Raw genomic sequence first — 17,252 nt, forward strand, 5'->3', positions numbered from 1 at the left:
GCGCCTGGGCGGGCGGGCAGGCGCGCCTGCCCGCCGGCCGCCCCACCCTCCCCGGACGTGGAACCCGCTGCTCGCCCGTGCACGCGGCGCACTCGTCGGAGGACCCGTCCGCCAAGGGCGAGGAAGCGGGGACCTCCTCCCGGACGGACGCGAGCTCCATCCCCTCGGACGCCGAGGCGGACAGCACGAGCAGCACGGAGGTCAGCACGGCGACCACAGCCCGCACCACGGGCTGCAGCAATACCCCACGACCCCACATAGACACGCACCAAGCGTAGTTGTTCGGTCACCTTGGGTGCATTCCGTCGAAAGAGTGAGATTCCGGAGTCGCGGTGCGATCATCCGGCCGCCTTCCATCCGATGAACCGACTGGCCGGATACGGTGCCCGCCCGCCAAGACCGGTCAACGTCCGAGCCATTGACGCGGTCCCGGGAGGTGTACACGCAACACTCCGACGGAAGGGCAGCACGATGGGATTACGGACAGTACGCACGGCGCTGGTGGGGGCAGTGGTGGCCGCGCTGGCCACCACGGGCCTGGCGACGGCGTCCGCGGCCGGCGCCGGACAGGACGCCGGGGCGCACGGCGCCACCCGGGCGGCCATGGCGGCCGAGGTGAAGGCCGGAATACCGGGCATCCTGGGGCAGGTTCAGGACAAACTCGGGACCTGGCACGGATCGGTCGGCGTCGCCGACCTCGCCACCGACCGCCAGCGCCTCCCCCAGGACCGCTTCCGCATCGGCAGCATCAGCAAGGCGTTCGTCTCCACCGTTCTCCTCCAGCTGGAGGCCGAGGGCAGACTCGACCTCGACGACACGGTCGAGCGGCGGCTGCCGGGGGTGGTCCGGGGCAACGGCCACGACGGCGGCCGGATCACCGTCCGCCAACTGCTCAACCACACCAGCGGAGTCTTCAACTACACCAAGGACCCCGGCATGGTCGAGAAGCTCACCTCGGGCTTCCCCGAGCACCGCTACGACACGTACACGCCCCGCCAGCTGGTCGCGATCGCCATGAAGCACCGGCCCGACTTCCGGCCGGGCCAGGGCTGGAACTACTCCAACACCAACTACGTCCTCGCCGGAATGATCGTGGAGAAGGTCACCGGCCACACCTACGCCGCCGAGATCCAAAAGCGCGTCATCGACAAGCTGGGCCTGCGCGCCACCACCCTGCCGGGCACCTCATCGCTCATGCCGTCCCCGCACGGCCGCGCGTACGGCAAGCTCTCCGACGCACCGGACGCCGAGATCGTCGACACCACCGAGCTCAATCCGTCCTGGGGCGGCGCCGCGGGCGAGATCATCTCCACCACCGGTGACCTCAACCGCTTCTACCGCGCGCTGCTGGGCGGCACGCTGCTGCCCGAGCGTCAGCAGAAGGAGCTGCTCACCACCGTCCCGATGGACGACGCCGGCGGCGGCTACGGCCTGGGCGTCACCTCGGCCACACTCTCGTGCGGCAGGACCGTCTGGCTGCACAGCGGCGGCATCCACGGCTCCACCTCCCTGGCCGTCTCCACGGCGGACGGACGCCACACCGCCGCGTTCAACTACAACGGCGACTGGAGGGCCGACCTCCCCGCACTGGTGGAAGCCGAGTACTGCGGTGGGAAACCGGCCGCAGCCGCCCTGAAGACGAACAGCGCCCTGGCGGCCGTCACCTCCCTGCGCTGACGTCCGGCCCGCCGCGCACACCACCCTGATCGCGGCTGCCGCGTGCGCGCCCCTGTGGCCCGTACCGCGCCGTACCCGGGCGCGCACCGGCAGGCGTGAGGTGTAATACGGACAGACCTCCCAGGCGCGGTCCTGGGTCGAGCGGTTGTCCGAGGTGAGGAGCGCACCGTGGAGAAGCCGGAACGGGAACGGGCGGAGTCGGCGGCCCGGCAGGCCGCCGCGCAGCTCACCGCGCAGGACATCCGCGGCGTCGCCCTCACCTGGGTGGACAACGCCGGCATCTCCCGCGTCAAGGCCGTCCCCACGGCTCGCCTCGCGCACGCCGCCCGTCGGGGCGTCGGCGCCTCCCCCTCCTTCGACGTCTTCCTCGTCGACGACTCCAGCGTCACCAGCCGTCACATCGGGGGCCCCGACGGCGATCTGCGGCTGTTCCCCGATCTGGACCGGCTGACCGTCCTGGCCGCGCAGCCCGGCTGGGCCTGGGCGCCGGTGGACCGGTACGAACAGGACGACACACCCTATGCCGCGTGCCAGCGGCAGTTCGCCCGCCGGATGGCCGACGCGGCCGCGGCCCGCGGGATGCGGCTGAGCATGGGCTTCGAGACCGAATGGGTCGTCACCCACGCCAACGGGCACGAGCCGCCGCGCTACGCCTGCTCCGGCCCCGCCTACGGCATGACGCGGGTGATCGAGCTGTCGGACTATCTGCGCGAGGTGCTGGACGCGCTCACCGCGCAGCGCGTCGACGTCCTGCAGATCCACCCCGAGTACTCCCTCGGCCAGTTCGAGGTGTCGGTCGCCCCCTCGGACCCGGTCGGCGCGGCCGACCTGTCGGTGCTCGTCCGGGAGACGATCCGCGCGGTGTCGGCGCGGCACGGCCTCGACGCCTCCTTCGCCCCCGTCGTGGAGCCCGGCGGCGTCGGCAACGGCGCGCATCTGCACCTGAGCCTGTGGCAGGACGAGCGGAACCTGTGCCGCGGCGGCGACGGCCCGTACGGCATGACGGCCGAGTGCGAGGCGTTCCTGGCCGGTGTGGTGCGGGAGCTGCCCGCGCTGCTCGCCCTCGGCGCCCCCACGCCCGCCAGCTATCTGCGCCTGGAACCCTCGCGCTGGGCGGGGGTCTTCCAGTGCTGGGGCCTGGAGGCACGGGAGGCCGCGCTCCGCTTCATCACCGGCGCGCCGGACGACGCCGAGGGCGCCAACGCCGAGGTCAAGTGCTTCGACGGGGCGGCCAATCCGTACCTGGTGACGGGCGCCGTCGTGGCCGCCGGGCTGGCCGGTCTGGACGAGGGGCTGCGGCTGCCGCCGCCCGCCGCCGGCGACCCGGCCCTCACCGGCGGCCACCCGCGGCTGCCCACGTCCCTCGCCGAGTCCCTGGAGCACTTCCAGGGCTCGGCCCTGCTGCGCACCGCGCTCGGCGACCCCCTGTTCGAGGCGATCGCCGCCGTCCGCGCGGGCGAGGTGAAGCTGTTCGAGGGCCTGGCGCCGAAGGACATCGCGGCCGCGACGCGCGGACGGTACTGACATGACCGGCGTGCCGGTCCCCCCTCTGGTGGACCATCACTGTCACGGCGTGGCCCGCTCCGGCCTCTCCGCGGCGGCGTTCGCGTCCTTCCTCACCGAGTCCGACGCGCCCGCCGCGCCCGGCACCTCCTTCTTCGACACCCAGCTCGGCTTCGCCGTGCGCCGCTGGTGCCCACCGCTTCTGGACCTCGCACCGCACTGCCCGCCGGAGGTCTACCTCGCCCGCCGCGCCGAGCTCGGCGCGGCCGAGACCAACCGTCGCCTGCTGAGCTCCTGCGGCATCTCCGACTTCCTGGTCGACACGGGGCTGCCGGGCGACCTGACGAGCCCCCGGGAGCTGGCGGCGGCCGGTGACGCGGCCTGCCACGAGATCGTCCGCCTCGAACACCTGGCGGAACGGATCGCCGACGGCGCCGGCAGCCGCGCCGCGTTCCTCGACAGCCTCGGCGACGCCGTGCGGGACAGCGCCCGCGACGCCGCGGGCTTCAAGTCGGTGGTCGCCTACCGCTACGGCCTCGACTTCGAACCCGGCCCACCGCGCCCGGCCGAGGTACGGGCCGCAGCCGACCGCTGGCTCACCGCCCGTACCCCGGGCACCCGGCTGGCCGAGCCCACACTCCTGCGGCACCTGCTGTGGTCCGCCGCCGAGACGCGCCTGCCGCTCCAGTTGCACACCGGCTTCGGCGACCCCGACCTGCGGCTGGACCGCTGCGACCCACTGCTGCTCACCGACTTCGTCCGGGCGGTGCGCCCGACCGGCTGCACCCTTGTGCTGCTGCACGGCTACCCCTACCACCGGGGCGCCGGCTATCTCGCCCACTCCTTCCCGCACGTCTACGCCGACATGGGGCTCGCCCTGACCCACACCGGGGCGCGCGCGGGGGCCGTGCTGGCCGAGATGCTGGAACTGGCCCCGTTCGGCAAGCTCCTGTTCTCCACCGACGCCTACGGCCTGCCGGAGCTCTACGTCGTGGGGGCCGAGCTCTTCCGGCAAGGGCTCGGCCGGCTGCTGACGGGATGGGTCGAGGACGGCGCCTGGTCGGCCGGGGACGCGGAACGGGTCGCGGCGCTGATCGCCGCCGACAACGCCCGCCGGGTCTACGGCCTGGACGCCCCCTCGGCTCCCTAGGCCCCTCTGCCCCCCCTAGGCCCCTCTGCCCCCCTAGCCATCGTTTGGGTGAAGCTGCCCGCCAACCGGTCCTGTGCTCCGGTGGCCTCCGCGAGCATTGTGGAATATGCGACATCCGCTCCGCAGGCTCGGCGCTCTGGCTCTCACAGGACTGCTCACCCTCACCGCACCGCCCTCCGCGCAGGCGGCCACGGGAACGTTCATCTATCACACGCCACAGGGCGCCGTGCGGCACGGTCTGACCAATCCCGTCGACGGGCACTGCTACACCGTCGGCCACGCCCAGGGCGTCACCGGCAATGAGACGGACCGCAACGCCTATCTGTACGACACCCCCGACTGCCGGGGCACGGCGGCGTATTTCCCGTCCGGGTTCTACGGCCAGCAGTCGTTCCACAGCGTCGTCTTCATGCGCTAGGGCGCGCGCGGCGCACGGCGCTCCTGTGGCGTAGTGCGGCCCCATGGGTTCCGCTGATACGGAGGGAACAAGTTCGCTACTCTGGGCGGTCGAGCCGCCGACGCGGGGAGGACCCATGAGCACCGGCACGGTGTGGAGCATCGAGCGCATTCGCGACGTTCTCGGCAGTCCCGACCTCTCGCGGCGCTTCAGTGACGAGATCGGCCGGGCGCCGGCGCACACGGTGCCGGCCGTCTTCGCGAAGTGGCAGGCCATCGCCGAACGGACGCTCGCCTCCGTCGAACGGGGGCGGCAGGCGGCGGCCGCCGAGGCGGCGGGCGGTGAGGTGCCGGGCGAGTGGATCGACATCACCCAAAAGGTGCAGGAGGACGCTGCCCTCATTCGCGCCCACGGAGCCCCCTGGAGCTGACACCCTGAGCCGGTGTACGCGCTCAAGTACGATGCGACGATAGCGGCTGTCTGGGACTCCCTTCCGCCCGCGGTGAGCGGGCAGCTCAGCGACGTCCTCGCCGCGGCCTGCGCGAACCCTCTCTCGGTGACCGTCCCGTACGGCGAGGACGACGGCATCATGCGGATGCTGGTGCTGGACGACGTCTTCGTCGTCATCTATCTGGGGCACCAGACGAAGACGCTGCACATCTACCAGATCGACTACCTCGGCTGAGCCGGCCGTGCGAGACCGGCCAGCACGCGGACGGCCCGGTCGAGTTCCTCCTCGGTGTTGTAGTAGTGCGGGGAGAGTCTCACCAGCGGGTGGACGCCTCGGTCCTCGGTGTCGAACTGCGACTGCTCGGGAGCCGTCGTGGTCACGTTGATCCCCCGGCCGGCCAGCACGGCCTTGACCTCCTCCGCCGGCACCCCGTCGACCTTGGCGGTCACGATGGCGCACCGTTCGCGCCCCAGGTCGTACGTGCGTACCCCCGGCACCGCGTCGAGCCGCTCGCGCAAGGTGGCCCCCAGGGCGACGGCCCGCTCGCCGATCGCGTCCAGGCCGAGGTCCAGGGCCTGGCGCACGGCGCTGCCCAGGCCCAGCACGTTGGAGTAGCTCATCTCCCACGTGGCGAAGCGCCGCGCGCCCGGCTGCCAGGTGAAGCCGCGCTTGCCGTCCCAGACCGAGGCGGCGGTCTCGTTGACGTGCGGGTCGAGGCGGTCCAGGATCCCGGTGCGCACCCACAGGAAGCCCGTGCCCCGCGGGCCCCGCAGGAACTTGCGGCCCGTCGCGGTCAGCATGTCGCAGCCGATCTCCTGGACGTCGACGGGGAACTGGCCGGCCGACTGCGTGGCGTCCAGCAGGAACGGCACCCCCGCCCGGCGGGTGATGCGGCCGATCTCGGCGGCCGGGTTGACCAGGCCGCCGCCGGTGGGGATGTGGCTGACGCCGACGAGCTTGACGCGCTCGTCGAGGAGGGCGGTCAGCGCGGCGGTGTCCAGCTGCCCATGGGCGTCGTTGGGGACGACGACGATCTCGGCCCCGGTGCGCTGGGCGACCTGCAGGTAGGACAGCACGTTGCTGCCGTACTCGGAACGGCCGGTGAGGATCCGGTCGCCGGGGCGGAAGGCCAGGGAGTAGAACGCGGCCTGCCAGGCATGCGTGGCGTTGTCGAACAGCGCCACCTCCTCGGGGCGCCCGTTCAGGAGTTCGGCGATGGTGGCGTAGACCGCCTCGATGGCCTCCAGGCGCTCGGTCGCGGCCTCGTAGCCGCCGACGCGGGCCTCGAGTTCGAGGTGGGCGGTCATCGTCTCCAGGGTCCGGCGGGAGAGGAGGGCGGCGCCCGCGTTGTTCAGGTGCACGCGGTGCGCGCAGCCCGGCGTTTCCTCGCGCAGTGCGGCGATGTCCATAAGGTGCGCTCCTGATCTGGGAGTTGATGTGCCTACGGAGGGTGTACGGGTCGACTTCACCATCGACCCTGCCCATATGCCAGTGGCCGGATGCCGCCCGGTAGCCGCGCGGGCACGCAACCCCGCCGGCCGGCTGCCCGTCTCCCCGCACGGAACTCCGTTCGCACGCCCCCGAGGAGATGACGTCCGTATGCGCTCTTCACACCTGCTCACCCGGCTGTCCGCCGTCGCCGTGGCCTGTGCCGCGACGCTCGGCGCGGCACCGTCCCCGGCGACAGCGGCCGGTGCCGCTCCCGGGGCGGAGGTGGCGGAGGTGGCCTACAGCCCGCAGGAGCGGCGGCAGGCGCTCGCCTACTGGACGCCGGAGCGGATGCGGAAGGTCGGCGGGACGGTGGACCTGGGTCCGACGGGGCCGCTGACGAAGACGTGGAAGGGCGCGCCGGTGAAGACGGTGGGCCGGCTGTTCTTCGTCAACGCCGACGGTGCCGACACCTGGTGCACCGCCACCGCGGTCGACAGCGGCAACCGTTCGGTCGTCATGGCCGCCGGCCACTGCGTGCGCCGCGGGGCCTCCCCCGTCAACACCTACACGGACCTGGTGTTCGTACCCGGCTACGCCAAGGGGGCACGGCCGTACGGGGTGTTCCCGGTCCGGGCGACGGTCACGCCCGCGTCCTGGGCCCACGACTCCGTGGGTGACATCGCGGCGCTGACCGTGGACCCGGTCAAGGGCAGGCGGCTCACGGAGGTGACCGGCGGCCAGCCGGTCGCCTTCGACCGCGAGCCGGGCGGGGAGGTGACCGCGTTCGGCTATCCGGCCTCCACTCCCCAGCGCGGTGAGGAGCTGCTGTACTGCGCGGGCCCGTCGAAGGCCGCGCCGGACGACGAGACGGTCATGCCCTGCGACATGACGGGCGGGGCGAGCGGCGGCCCCTGGCTGGCCGACTTCGACGCCACCACCGGCCGGGGCACGCTGGTGTCGGTCAACAGCCACGGTGACGCGCTGGAGCACAGCACCACGATGTCGGGACCCGTCCTGGGGGCGGCGGCCCGACGGGTCCACGACCGGGCGCAGCGCTCCTGACGGAGGACGGGGGTGGTTCCTGTGCCACCCCCGGAACGGGCAGCAGCGGGATCGATCACGAGGGCGCCGGACGGAAGCATCGACGAGGCAACCGCAATCGCGCAGGAGGATCGATGTTCACGTTCGGGAAGTCACGACGGACGGCGGCCGCTGTGTCGGGCGTCATGGCGACGGCCATAGCCGCCGCCGTCCTTCCGGCGTCCGCCGCCCTGGCCCGGCCGGCCGTACCGGCCCGCTACGCCCAGCAGCACCTGGACTGGCAGCCATGTGAGAAGGATGCGCCGCTGGAGTGCGCACAGATGACGGTGCCGCGCGACTGGCACCACCCGGACGCCGGGACGGACCTCACGGTGGCGGTCTCCCGGCACCGTGCGAGCGACCCCGGCAAGCGGCGCGGGGTGCTGATGATGGCGGCGGGCGGGCCGGGAGGCAAGGGTCTGCTGAGGCCGGCGCGACTGGTGAGGGAGTCGCCGGCGGTGGGGGCCGCCTACGACGTGGTCGGCTTCGACCAGCGCGGGGTGGGCCGCAGCACGCGGGCGGTGTGCGAGAGCGACGCGGAGTTCGCCGACTTCCTCGACGGGGACTTCCGCGACCGCTCACCGGCGGCACTGCGGCGGGTGGTGGAGCGTTCGCGGACGTTCGTGGAGAACTGCCGCAGCCGCAGCGGTGATCTGCTGCCGTACCTGAACACCGATCAGACGGTCCGGGACATGGACCTCTTCCGGTCCCTGCTGGGGGAACGCACGATCTCCTACTACGGCCCCTCCTACGCCACGATGATCGGCGCCTACTACGCGACGCTCTTCCCGCGGCGCGTCGAGCGGGCCGTGCTGGACAGCAACATCGCCTTCGACGGCTCCTGGGAGAGCTTCATGAAGGACCAGCCGATGAGCTTCCAGCGCCGCTTCGAGAAGGACTTCCTGCCCTGGCTCGCGCGGTACGACGACGTCTACCACTACGGTCGTACCGCGGCCGGGGCGCAGGCGAAGTGGGAGCAGCGGCGGCGTGCCCTGGGGCAGCGGCCGGTGACCGTCGACGGGGTCGTCGTGGGCCCCAACCAGCTGGACAGCGGGACGATCCAGGCGATGTACGACGCGGGGCAGGGCTTCGGGCCGCTGGCGACGGCGCTCGCCGCGCTCGATCACTGGGACCGTGCGAAGCCGGAGGAGAAGGCGACGGTGCGGCAGGTGTTCGGGGGCTACGCCGACTCCGGCTTCTTCGCCCAGTACTTCTCGGTGACGTGCAACGACACTCCGTGGACCCGGGACATGGGCGCGTGGATCCGGCGCAGCGGCGCGGACACGCGCGAGCGGCCGCTGGCGGGGGCGCGCGAGCTGGCCTTCGCCTCGGTGTGCGCGGCGTGGCCGGCGTCCCCGGCACCGGAGGTGAAGGTCACCGGGGCCGGCCTGCCGGCCACGCTGATGCTCAACTCGGTGCACGACCCGGCCACTTACTACGAGGGGGCGCTGCGGGCCCACCGTGCCCTGCGCGGCTCGCGGCTGGTGACGGTCACGGGGGGCGGTGACCACGGGCAGTACCTGGCGGGCAACGCCTGCGTGGACGGCATCGTCGACGCCTATCTGCTGACGGGGGCGGCGCCCGGCGGTGACACGGCCTGCGTCGCCGTTCCCCCGCCGGTGCCCGAGGGGGCGCGAGGGGCGGCGTCGGCAGCGAAGTAGGCCGGTGCCGTATCCGGGCCGGGTGCCCTGTCGTTGATGCGACAGGGCGGCAGGAAGGTCGGGGACATGCGCATCCAGATCATCACAGCGGGCACGATGGGCTCCGTCGCCCCGTACACGGGCCTCGGGCACCGGCTGTTCGCCGAGGGCCATGACGTGGAGATCGCCGCTCACGCGCGGTTCACGGACGTGGTGGCGTGCTGCGGCCTGCGGATGCGGGCGCTGGAGGCCGATCCGTTCGAGGAGCTGCTGGGCGCGCACAGCCGGTTCCGGCGCGCGGTGCGTTCGCCGGCGTCCGTCCTGCGGGTGGTGCGCGCCACCGAGCAGGCGGCTCTCGCGCTCGTCGACGGGATCCTCGCCGCGGTCGACCCCAAGGCCGACGTGGTCCTGTTGTCGGCGATCGCCGCGCCGATCGGCCGGGTCGTGGCGCGCTACCACGACATTCCGAGCATGGGCGTCTTCCTCCAGCCCGATACGCCCACGGCCGCGTTCTCGCCGTGCACGATGCCCTGGAAGCCCCCGGGGTTCGCCAACCGGGTGCGGGGTCAGGCCGCGAACGCGGTGCTGGACGCGCTGTACGCCACCGCCAACCGGAGTCTGCACGCCAGGCTCGGGCTCGCCTACCGCAGCGGTCACCGGCTGCGGATGGATCGGGAGCGGAGCCGGTGGCCCATTTGGCACGGCTACAGCCCCTCGGTGGTCCCCCTGCCCGCCGACTGGCGCCCCGGGCTGGGCGTCGCGGGGTACTGGTGGCCGCACGAGTGCGCCGACTGGGAGCCGCCCACGCTGGTCACCGACTTCCTGGCGGCGGGCCCGCCGCCGGTGTTCGTGGGCTTCGGCAGCATGATGCCCGGTGATCCCGGGCGGCTCGCCGACATCACGGCGCGGGCCCTGCGGCAGGCGGGGCTGCGCGGCATCGTGCAGTCGGGCTGGGCGGGGCTGTCCGTGATGAACGACGACGTCATCACGGTCGGCCCGATCCCGCACGGCTGGCTCATGCCGCGCACGGCCGCCGTGGTGCACCACGCCGGGGCGGGGACGACGGCGGCCGGTCTGCGTGCCGGTGTGCCGGCTGTTCCCGTGCCCGTCCTGACCGATCAGCCGTGGTGGGCCGAGCGGCTGGCGCGGCTGGGCGTGAGCCCGGGGGCGCTGCCGTACGCGGAGCTGACGGCCGGCCGGCTGGCCGAGGCGCTGCGACGGGCCACGGGCGAACCCCGCTTCGCCCGGCGGGCCACCCAGCTGGCCGCCCGGCTGGGGCTGGAGGACGGGGCGGGGGCCGTCGCCCGGGCGATCGCGGACATGCCCTGCTGAGGAAGTGCCGGGCCGTCGGCACGGCCCGTTCCGGACCACCGCATGAGACCAGGACGTAAGGACTCCCTGTGACCCCCCACCCGTCCCTGCCCGAACTCGCCTCCTCCGGCCGGACCGCCGAGCGGCCGGCCGCCTTCGCCATGCCCCCGCTGGACGCCTGGCTGTACCGGCACCAGAGCAGTGGGTCGGTGTGCATGACCGCCGGGATCCTCGCCCGGTTCGAGGGCCCCGCACCGTCGTTGCCGCACCTGCGGGAGCTGGTCCGGCGCAGGTGGGGGTCGCACGAGCGGCTGCGCTGGACGCCGGGCGCCCCGGCGACCGGCTCCGGCGCGTGGCCGCACTGGACGCCGGGGCCGGAGTTCGACCCCGGGCAGCACATCCCCGACTCGCCCTCGCCGGCCGCGCTGGAGGCCCGTACCGCGCAGCTGCTCGCACACCCGCTCGGCCCGGCGCGGCCGCCGTGGCAGCTGCATCTGCTGCCTGCCGACGACGGGTTCGCCCTGTTGCTGCGCGCCCATCACGCCCTGCTCGACGGGGTGTCGTTCGTGACGCTGCTGCGTGAGCTGCTGGACGCGCCGGCCGCCGTGCCCGGGCAGCGGGCCCGGCCCGCCGGGCAGCCGGCCGGGCCGCCGCGGCTCGCGCTGGCCCGTGCGCTGGCGGATCTGCTGCCGCGGGCGCGGCCGCTGCCGTTCCACGGCCCGGTGGACTCGCGGCGGGCGGTGGCCTGGAGCCGGGTGTCGGCGGCGGAGCTGAGCGCGGCCCGTGAGGCGCTGCCGTCGGGGCGGGCGTCCGCCAACGCGGTCTTCCTCGCCGCGGCGGCCGGTGCGCTGCGCAGCGCGGGCGTCACCGGGCGGCTGCCGCTGCCGGGACTGTGCGCGATGGTCCCCGTCGACGTGCGCGCGGACGACGAGGGGGCGGTGCTGGGCAACCGTTACGCCGCGGTGCGGGTGCCGCTGCCGACGGGCGGCTGTCCGCAGCGGCGGCTCGCGGCCGTGGACGGTTTCACCCGGCGGGCGGCGCTCAAGCAGCGGGCGCGGGCGCAGGCGCTGTTCGTGTCGTCGCGGCCGCGGCGGTACGGGCTGATGAGCGAGGTTCTGGGCCGTTACGCGGACTCCCCGCTGTACTCCTCGCTGCTGTGCAGCAGCATGGCGACCCACGCGGGCCCGCTGGCGCTGGGCGCGGCGCGGCTCACCGGGATCGCCGCGCTGCCGCCGTTGAGCCCGGGGCATCCGGTGGCGATGACGATGGCCGTGCACGACACGAGCGCGACGGTGACGGTGACGACCGACCACGCCCACCGGCACCTGGGGGCGCGGCTGTCCACGCTCGTCCGCGAGGAGATCCGCGCGTTGTTCGTGTGAGCGCCGTGCGCTCCGACGGGTGACGGCCATATGGGCAGTAACGTCCCGCCCCGGTTCTCGTTCCCCCTGGTGAAGTCCCCCCACGAAACGGAGACCGGCCGTGCCGACGCGTACCGCACTCCTTGAAGAGGTCATTCCGCTCACCCTGGACGGTTACGCGTACAGCGGCCGGGTCGTGCACCAGCCGAATGCCAGAGTGGCGCCCATCGTCTTCGTCGGCGGGGCGTTCCAGTACCAGAACTCCTGGGGCCGCCTGGAGCAGGGGTGCCGGGAGGCGGCGAGCGTGATCACGATGGACCTCCCCGGCTGGGGTGCGGCGGACCGCCTGCCCGCCCGCTACGGCCTCGACTTCCTCACCGAGGCGCTGGACCAGCTGCTCGCCAAGGTCGCGCCGAGCCCGGTGAACGTCTTCGGCGCCTCCTACGGCAGCGCGGTGGCGTACCAGTGGGCGCGTGACCACCCCGAACGGGTCGAGCGTGTCGCCCTCTTCGGCACGATGTCCCACCTGACGGCCTCCGCCCGGGCCCGGGTGCAGCTCACGCTGGACCTGGCGGAGCAGGACCGGCACGCGGAGTTCGTGGAGTGCGTGCTGGAGAGCATGATGTGCACCTCGCCCGGTGTCACGGTCGCCCGCAGGGCCACGGTGGCCAGATGTCTGACCCGTGCCCTGCGCGAGATGACCGCCGACGATCTCGTCAAGTACCGCGACAACTCCTTGCGGTTGCTGGCGAACGCGCGGCTGCCCGCCGGGCCGCCCGTGCGGGTTCCGGTGCTGGTGGCGACCGGTGAGCACGACCCGCTGAGTACACCGGCGCTGAGCCGGGAGGCCGCCGCGCAGTGCACGGACGCCCGGTTCGTCGCGTTCCGGAACGCGGACCATCTGCTGCACCTGGAATGCCCGGCCGAGGTGGTGGATCTGCTGATCCGCTTCTTCTCCGGGGATTCCCTCACCGGTCTCGACTACTGCCATCCCGTTGAGCGCATCCGGCACCAGATGCGGAACGCGCTCCCCTCGCCCCGCCCGGCGGCCGATCGCTGAGGGGTCCGGCCCCTTTCGGGGGCCGGACGGCGGGGCGGATCAGTCCTCGTGCGCGCCGGAGGGCAGGCGGCGCAGTTTCATGGCGGTGTGGGTGCGGAAGGCGTAGTCCAGCATCTTCGCGGCGTCCGGGTAGCGGCCGGCGGGGTCGTTGAGGATGACGCCGACGACCTTGCGGGAGCCGCGCTGGGCGGCGAAGACCAGGCACGGCCCGGCGGCCTGGGTCGAGCCGGTCTTGAGCCCGATGACGCCCTGGTACGAGCCGAGCAGCTTGTTGGTGTTGTACCAGGTGTAGAGGCGGTTGACGTTCTTCGCCTTCTGCTGGGTGCTCGTCGCCTTCATCACCGTGGTCAGCGTGTCGCTGCGCAGGGCGTGCCGGGCGAGCTTCGCGAGGTCGCGGGGGGTGCTGTAATTGCCGCCCTGGGCGGAGATGCCGTCGAACGAGTCGTAGTGGGTGTTGCGCAGCCCCAGTTCGCGGGCCTTCTTGTTCATTGTGGCGACGAAAGAGCCGGTGCGTGCCGCCTCGGTGCCGCCGCTGCCGAAGGTGTCGGCGAGCGCGTAGGCCGCGTCGCATCCGGAGGGCAGCATCAGGGCGTAGAGCAGCTGCCGGACGGTCAGTTTGTCGCCGGTGCGCAGGTCGGCCGTGCTGGCCTGCTTGCGTGCCACCCAGTCGCGGTAGGACTGCTTGACGGCGACCTGCCGGTCGAGCTCGCCGGCGTGGTCGTCGAGGACCACGACGGCGGTCATGATCTTCGTGGTGCTGGCCATGGGCCGCTTGGTGTCCGCCGCCTTGCCCCACGGCTTGCCGTCGGGGCCGCTGTCGAGGTACGCGCCCTTGGCGGCGATCCCCCCGGGGCCGGCCGCGGCTTCGGCGGTGGCCGTCGGGAGGGCGACCGCCACGGCCGCAGTGGACGCGGTCAGCGCCGTTCCCCAGCGGCGGACCACCCCCCGGCGGAGCCGCACGTCGGCACTTCCCCCACATCGCTGCATGGATTCTCCAGATTTCCTCGCTGATCGGGTTTGGGCGAGCGAATGGTCGCACCCGATGCCGCGCGAGATGAAATCCCTTCACTAATGAGTGAAGACAGTCGGATAATTCCCCGATATTCGAACGCATTTATATGAACGAAATGGGGAGTGCCCGTACCTGTGTGGTACGGGCACTCCCCCGTTTCCGTCCCGCGGAAACCGCGGGCGCCGGGCTCAGGCGGAGCAGACGCCGCGGGCGTGGTCGAACGTGGCGCCCGCCTGCGAGTACGTCCACGCGGGGTCGAGCAGCTTGGCCTCCAGCTGCTTGGCGGCCTCGGGGCTCTCCACGATGTAGCCGAAGTCCTGCAGCCACGAGGGGTAGAGGTTCTTGGAGCCGATGTAGAACGCGGAGCTGTCCACGGACACCATCTTGTGGTGCAGCGCGTACGGCTTGCCGTCGGCCCAGGTGGCGCTCGGAGAGCTACGGAAGGTGGCGAGCTGCAGCGTGGAGCACATCGCCGCCTTGGCCTTCTGCTGGCCGCCGGTGATCAGGGCGAGGCGGCCCCGGAGGGTGTCGCTGATCTCGGCCAGGGACTTGATCTGCGAGTAGCCGCCGCTGCCGACCGCGCCGCGGTTGGCGGGGTCGCTGACGACGATGCGGACCTTCACGCCGGCCGCCATCTTCGCGGCGAGGGCGTCGTAGAGGCGGATGTCGTAGCGGGCGATGGGCGGGCAGGTGGCGTTGAGGTCCTGCTGGGAGATCACGATCTGGCGGTCCGCGCTGGCCACCAGGGCGCGCAGGGCGCTCTCCTCGGGGTTGACCGTGTCGTAGTCACGGCCGGCGTTGGTCTTGTCGGGCAGGCCGACGACGCACTTGGTGTCGGGGGCGGTCGGCAACTGTGGCGTGAACTTCGACGTGGGGTCGGAGTCCTTGATGCCCACGCCGAGGCCGCCGACGGCGATCACGGGGACGTCGCCCGTCGGGGCGGCGGGGGTGGGGTTGGCGTCCTTCTCCATGGTGGGCATGCACTCCCCGCCCGAGGCGGCGAACCAGACGCTGGCGATGTTGCTCTTGTTCTGGCACGTCCACGTCCAGAGCGTGTCCAGGTAGCGTCCCGCGGTGCTCGCGGCGGGGCCGGTGAGGGCCATGTCGACGTCCGTCACCGGGTGGGAGGTGTCGAGGTAGTCGCCCTTCCAGCTGTTGATGCCGCCGGTGATGGCCGACTCGCCGTCCACGACGAGGAGCTTGGAGTGGTTCCAGGAGAAGCTGGTCTTCGACGTGGTCATCGACGCGACGTTCAGCGTGATGGAGTCGGCGGCCTTGCCGAGCCGGGCCTTGAGGTCGTCCCGGTACTTCGAGGGCAGCACGTTCATGTGGTAGACCGGCGCGGCGCCGACCAGGACGCGTACGCGCAGCTTGTTCCCCGACTCCGCCGAAGCCTTGAGGCCGGCGGCGATCGCGTCCTGGAACGCGCCGTCGGGAAAGGGCGCGAGGGTGGATATGTCGACCGTGCGCTTCGCCTTGGAGATGTTCTCCGTCATCTTCGCGAGCAGCCGCTTGGTGCCGGGCCGGTCGGCGCACTTGTCGTCGCCCCAGCAGCCGGGGGTCTGCAGGAGCCAGTCGGTGGGGTCCGCGGCGGAGGCGTCCAGCTTGTTGCCGGCGGTGCGCTGCCAGATGTCACCCTCGAGGCCGGGCGAGACCTGACGCAGCGTCTTCTCGACGGCGTCGAGGTGCGGGGTGGGTGAGGAGCCGGCGAAGGCGGGGGTCGCGGGGAGCGCGGCGAGGACGACGGCCGAGATCGTCACACTGCGGGTGAGACGGCGTAAACGGCGGAGCCGGTGGCGGAGCAATGGTGCGTCCTTAAACGAAGGAAGGATTCCGCGAACGGAAGATCAACGCGGAGAAGTTATCAGCTGTCGAACAGTTGAACAGCACATGTCGGGGCCCCACCGGCGGGTTCAGGTCAGCGGCCTCCCGGCGGGACGGCCCGCCTCCCACGCCGTCCCGTACGTCTCGCGGATGACCCGCCACTCCGCCACCAGTCCGCAGATGTACGACAGACCGCCTGATGGATGGATTTCTCGCACTGCCTCACGCCCATAGCTTCGTGACCGAGCTTCTTGATCACATCCGTCAGGAAGACCGGACGTCACGACGGAGGCAGACATGTACGGCAAGGCTTTCGCCCCCGAGTACCGCGGCGCGCTGGGCGAGCTGTCGGTCAACTCCTCTCTGGAGGAGGTACTGGCCAAGGCGGTGGAACAGCGGCGCCGGGCCGAACGGGGCGGCACCGCCCTGGAGTCGGCGCACGCGTCGCTGGCCGTCGCCGAGGCCAGCCGCCGCCTGGGCCGGGTCGCCGAGGCCGAACAGGCATGGAAGGCCAGCTACCGGGCGGCCCGGCAGGCCGGCGACGAGGGCGCCATGGCGTGGGCGGTGTGGAGTGGCGGCACCCTGGCCCGGCAGCGCGGCGACCTCGCCCTGGCCCGGCGGTGGCTGGCCGTCGCCGCCGACCTGGCCGAGCGCGGCGGCGACGTCGTGGCCCGCGGCTACTCGCTGGCCGGGCTCGCCGAGACGGGCCGCATCCAGGGCGACTACACGGCCGTCGGCGAACTGCACGAGCAGCTGCTGGCCGAGGCCAGACGGCGGGGTGAGGCCCGGCACACGGTGTGGGCCCTGGAAGGCATCGCGCAGATGCACCGCAACACCGGCTCGTACGACAAGGCCCTGGCCATGTTCGAGGAGGCGGCCCTGATAGCGGCACGGGCCGACGACGCCCGCGGCCGGGCGTGGGCGCTGCGCGGCATAGCCGACGTGCTGTCCCTGCGCGGGGAGACCGGCCGGGCCCTGGAGCTGCTGACCGAGGCCGAGCACGCGTGCCGCGAGATGCGGCTCGTCAGCGCCCTGGCCTACAACCACAAGATGCGCGGCAACGTGCTCTTCCGCGCCGGCCGGTACGAGGAGGCGCGGGCGACCTACAGCGGCGCCCTGGAGGAGTTCCGGGCGATGGGCGAGCCGCGGGGCACGGCGCTCGCCACACTCGGCCTGGTCAAGGCCCGGGCCCGGCTGGGGCGTGACCTGGCGGCGACCGCCGCCGACCTCGAGGCGCTGCACGGCACGCTCGGCAGGCTGGGCCTGCTGCACGCCCGGGAGATGGTCGACCGGGCGCGGGCCGAGCTCGGGATCACGACCGTGCCGGCGGCCCCGGCGTCCTGAGATGGCCGCCG

The 17,252-nt window shown here is 72.7% G+C and carries 16 protein-coding genes; 12 read left to right on the plus strand and 4 right to left on the minus strand.

Translation table 11 applies throughout. From position 1 onward, the window contains the following. The coding region (locus ABZ956_RS19265; RefSeq protein WP_361894678.1) for a hypothetical protein at positions 1 to 265 on the minus strand (265 nt) is incomplete at its 3' end. Between the two features lie 206 nt (positions 266 to 471). Between ABZ956_RS19265 and ABZ956_RS19270 the strand changes: the two genes are divergently transcribed. From ABZ956_RS19270 to ABZ956_RS19295, 6 genes are all read left to right on the plus strand, one after another. Further along, complete coding sequence (locus tag ABZ956_RS19270; RefSeq protein ID WP_361894681.1) at positions 472 to 1,677, plus strand: serine hydrolase domain-containing protein; 1,206 nt, start codon at positions 472 to 474, stop codon at positions 1,675 to 1,677. Positions 1,678 to 1,845: 168 nt separating this feature from the next. Then, positions 1,846 to 3,201, plus strand: a complete 1,356-nt coding sequence (locus ABZ956_RS19275) for a glutamine synthetase family protein (protein ID WP_361894684.1) — start codon at positions 1,846 to 1,848, stop codon at positions 3,199 to 3,201. 1 nt (position 3,202) lies between these two features. Beyond that, positions 3,203 to 4,330, plus strand: a complete 1,128-nt coding sequence (locus ABZ956_RS19280; protein ID WP_361894687.1) for an amidohydrolase family protein — start codon at positions 3,203 to 3,205, stop codon at positions 4,328 to 4,330. A gap of 106 nt (positions 4,331 to 4,436) precedes the next feature. After that, on the plus strand, positions 4,437 to 4,748 hold the full coding sequence (locus tag ABZ956_RS19285) for a hypothetical protein (RefSeq protein WP_361894690.1): 312 nt from the start codon (positions 4,437 to 4,439) through the stop codon (positions 4,746 to 4,748). A 115-nt stretch (positions 4,749 to 4,863) separates the two neighbouring features. After that, positions 4,864 to 5,157 carry a hypothetical protein gene (locus ABZ956_RS19290; RefSeq protein WP_071963773.1) on the plus strand — a complete coding sequence of 98 codons (294 nt, stop codon included), beginning with the start codon at positions 4,864 to 4,866 and terminating at the stop codon, positions 5,155 to 5,157. A gap of 12 nt (positions 5,158 to 5,169) precedes the next feature. Next, a complete protein-coding gene (locus tag ABZ956_RS19295) occupies positions 5,170 to 5,412 on the plus strand; it encodes a hypothetical protein (RefSeq protein ID WP_361894693.1) in 243 nt (80 codons plus the stop codon). Here the strand turns inward: ABZ956_RS19295 and ABZ956_RS19300 are convergent. Beyond that, positions 5,400 to 6,587, minus strand: a complete 1,188-nt coding sequence (locus ABZ956_RS19300) for an aminotransferase class V-fold PLP-dependent enzyme (RefSeq protein WP_361894696.1) — start codon at positions 6,585 to 6,587, stop codon at positions 5,400 to 5,402. The two genes, ABZ956_RS19295 and ABZ956_RS19300, sit on opposite strands and share 13 nt — an antisense overlap. Before the next feature lie 190 nt (positions 6,588 to 6,777). On the opposite strand from ABZ956_RS19300, the gene ABZ956_RS19305 reads away from it, so the two are divergent. The 5 genes from ABZ956_RS19305 to ABZ956_RS19325 all read left to right on the plus strand — a co-directional run bounded on the left by ABZ956_RS19305 (position 6,778) and on the right by ABZ956_RS19325 (position 13,061). Continuing rightward, the gene (locus ABZ956_RS19305; RefSeq protein WP_361894699.1) at positions 6,778 to 7,671 is read left to right on the plus strand and encodes a peptidase; all 894 of its coding nucleotides are present in this window, start codon (positions 6,778 to 6,780) and stop codon (positions 7,669 to 7,671) included. A 113-nt stretch (positions 7,672 to 7,784) separates the two neighbouring features. After that, complete coding sequence (locus ABZ956_RS19310; RefSeq protein ID WP_361894702.1) at positions 7,785 to 9,350, plus strand: alpha/beta hydrolase; 1,566 nt, start codon at positions 7,785 to 7,787, stop codon at positions 9,348 to 9,350. Positions 9,351 to 9,416: 66 nt separating this feature from the next. Next, a complete protein-coding gene (locus tag ABZ956_RS19315) occupies positions 9,417 to 10,661 on the plus strand; it encodes a glycosyltransferase (RefSeq protein ID WP_361894705.1) in 1,245 nt (414 codons plus the stop codon). Between the two features lie 68 nt (positions 10,662 to 10,729). Continuing rightward, the gene (locus tag ABZ956_RS19320; protein WP_361894708.1) at positions 10,730 to 12,022 is read left to right on the plus strand and encodes a wax ester/triacylglycerol synthase domain-containing protein; all 1,293 of its coding nucleotides are present in this window, start codon (positions 10,730 to 10,732) and stop codon (positions 12,020 to 12,022) included. A gap of 100 nt (positions 12,023 to 12,122) precedes the next feature. After that, positions 12,123 to 13,061 (plus strand): alpha/beta hydrolase, encoded by a 939-nt coding sequence (locus tag ABZ956_RS19325; RefSeq protein ID WP_361894711.1) that lies wholly within the window; start codon positions 12,123 to 12,125, stop codon positions 13,059 to 13,061. 39 nt (positions 13,062 to 13,100) lie between these two features. On the opposite strand, the gene ABZ956_RS19330 is transcribed toward ABZ956_RS19325, so the two are convergent. Together ABZ956_RS19330 and ABZ956_RS19335 are read right to left on the minus strand one after the other, a co-directional pair. Further along, positions 13,101 to 14,048, minus strand: a complete 948-nt coding sequence (locus tag ABZ956_RS19330) for a serine hydrolase (RefSeq protein ID WP_361894714.1) — start codon at positions 14,046 to 14,048, stop codon at positions 13,101 to 13,103. Between the two features lie 213 nt (positions 14,049 to 14,261). Next, positions 14,262 to 15,833, minus strand: coding sequence for a phospholipase D-like domain-containing protein (locus ABZ956_RS19335; protein ID WP_361894717.1), 1,572 nt, complete (start codon positions 15,831 to 15,833; stop codon positions 14,262 to 14,264). A gap of 361 nt (positions 15,834 to 16,194) precedes the next feature. Here ABZ956_RS19335 and ABZ956_RS19340 point away from each other — a divergent pair, with 361 nt between their 5' ends. Continuing rightward, complete coding sequence (locus ABZ956_RS19340; RefSeq protein WP_361894719.1) at positions 16,195 to 17,241, plus strand: tetratricopeptide repeat protein; 1,047 nt, start codon at positions 16,195 to 16,197, stop codon at positions 17,239 to 17,241. The last annotated feature ends 11 nt before the right edge of the window (positions 17,242 to 17,252 follow it).

It is taken from the genome of Streptomyces sp. NPDC046261 (assembly GCF_040646235.1).
Taxonomy (GTDB): domain Bacteria; phylum Actinomycetota; class Actinomycetes; order Streptomycetales; family Streptomycetaceae; genus Streptomyces.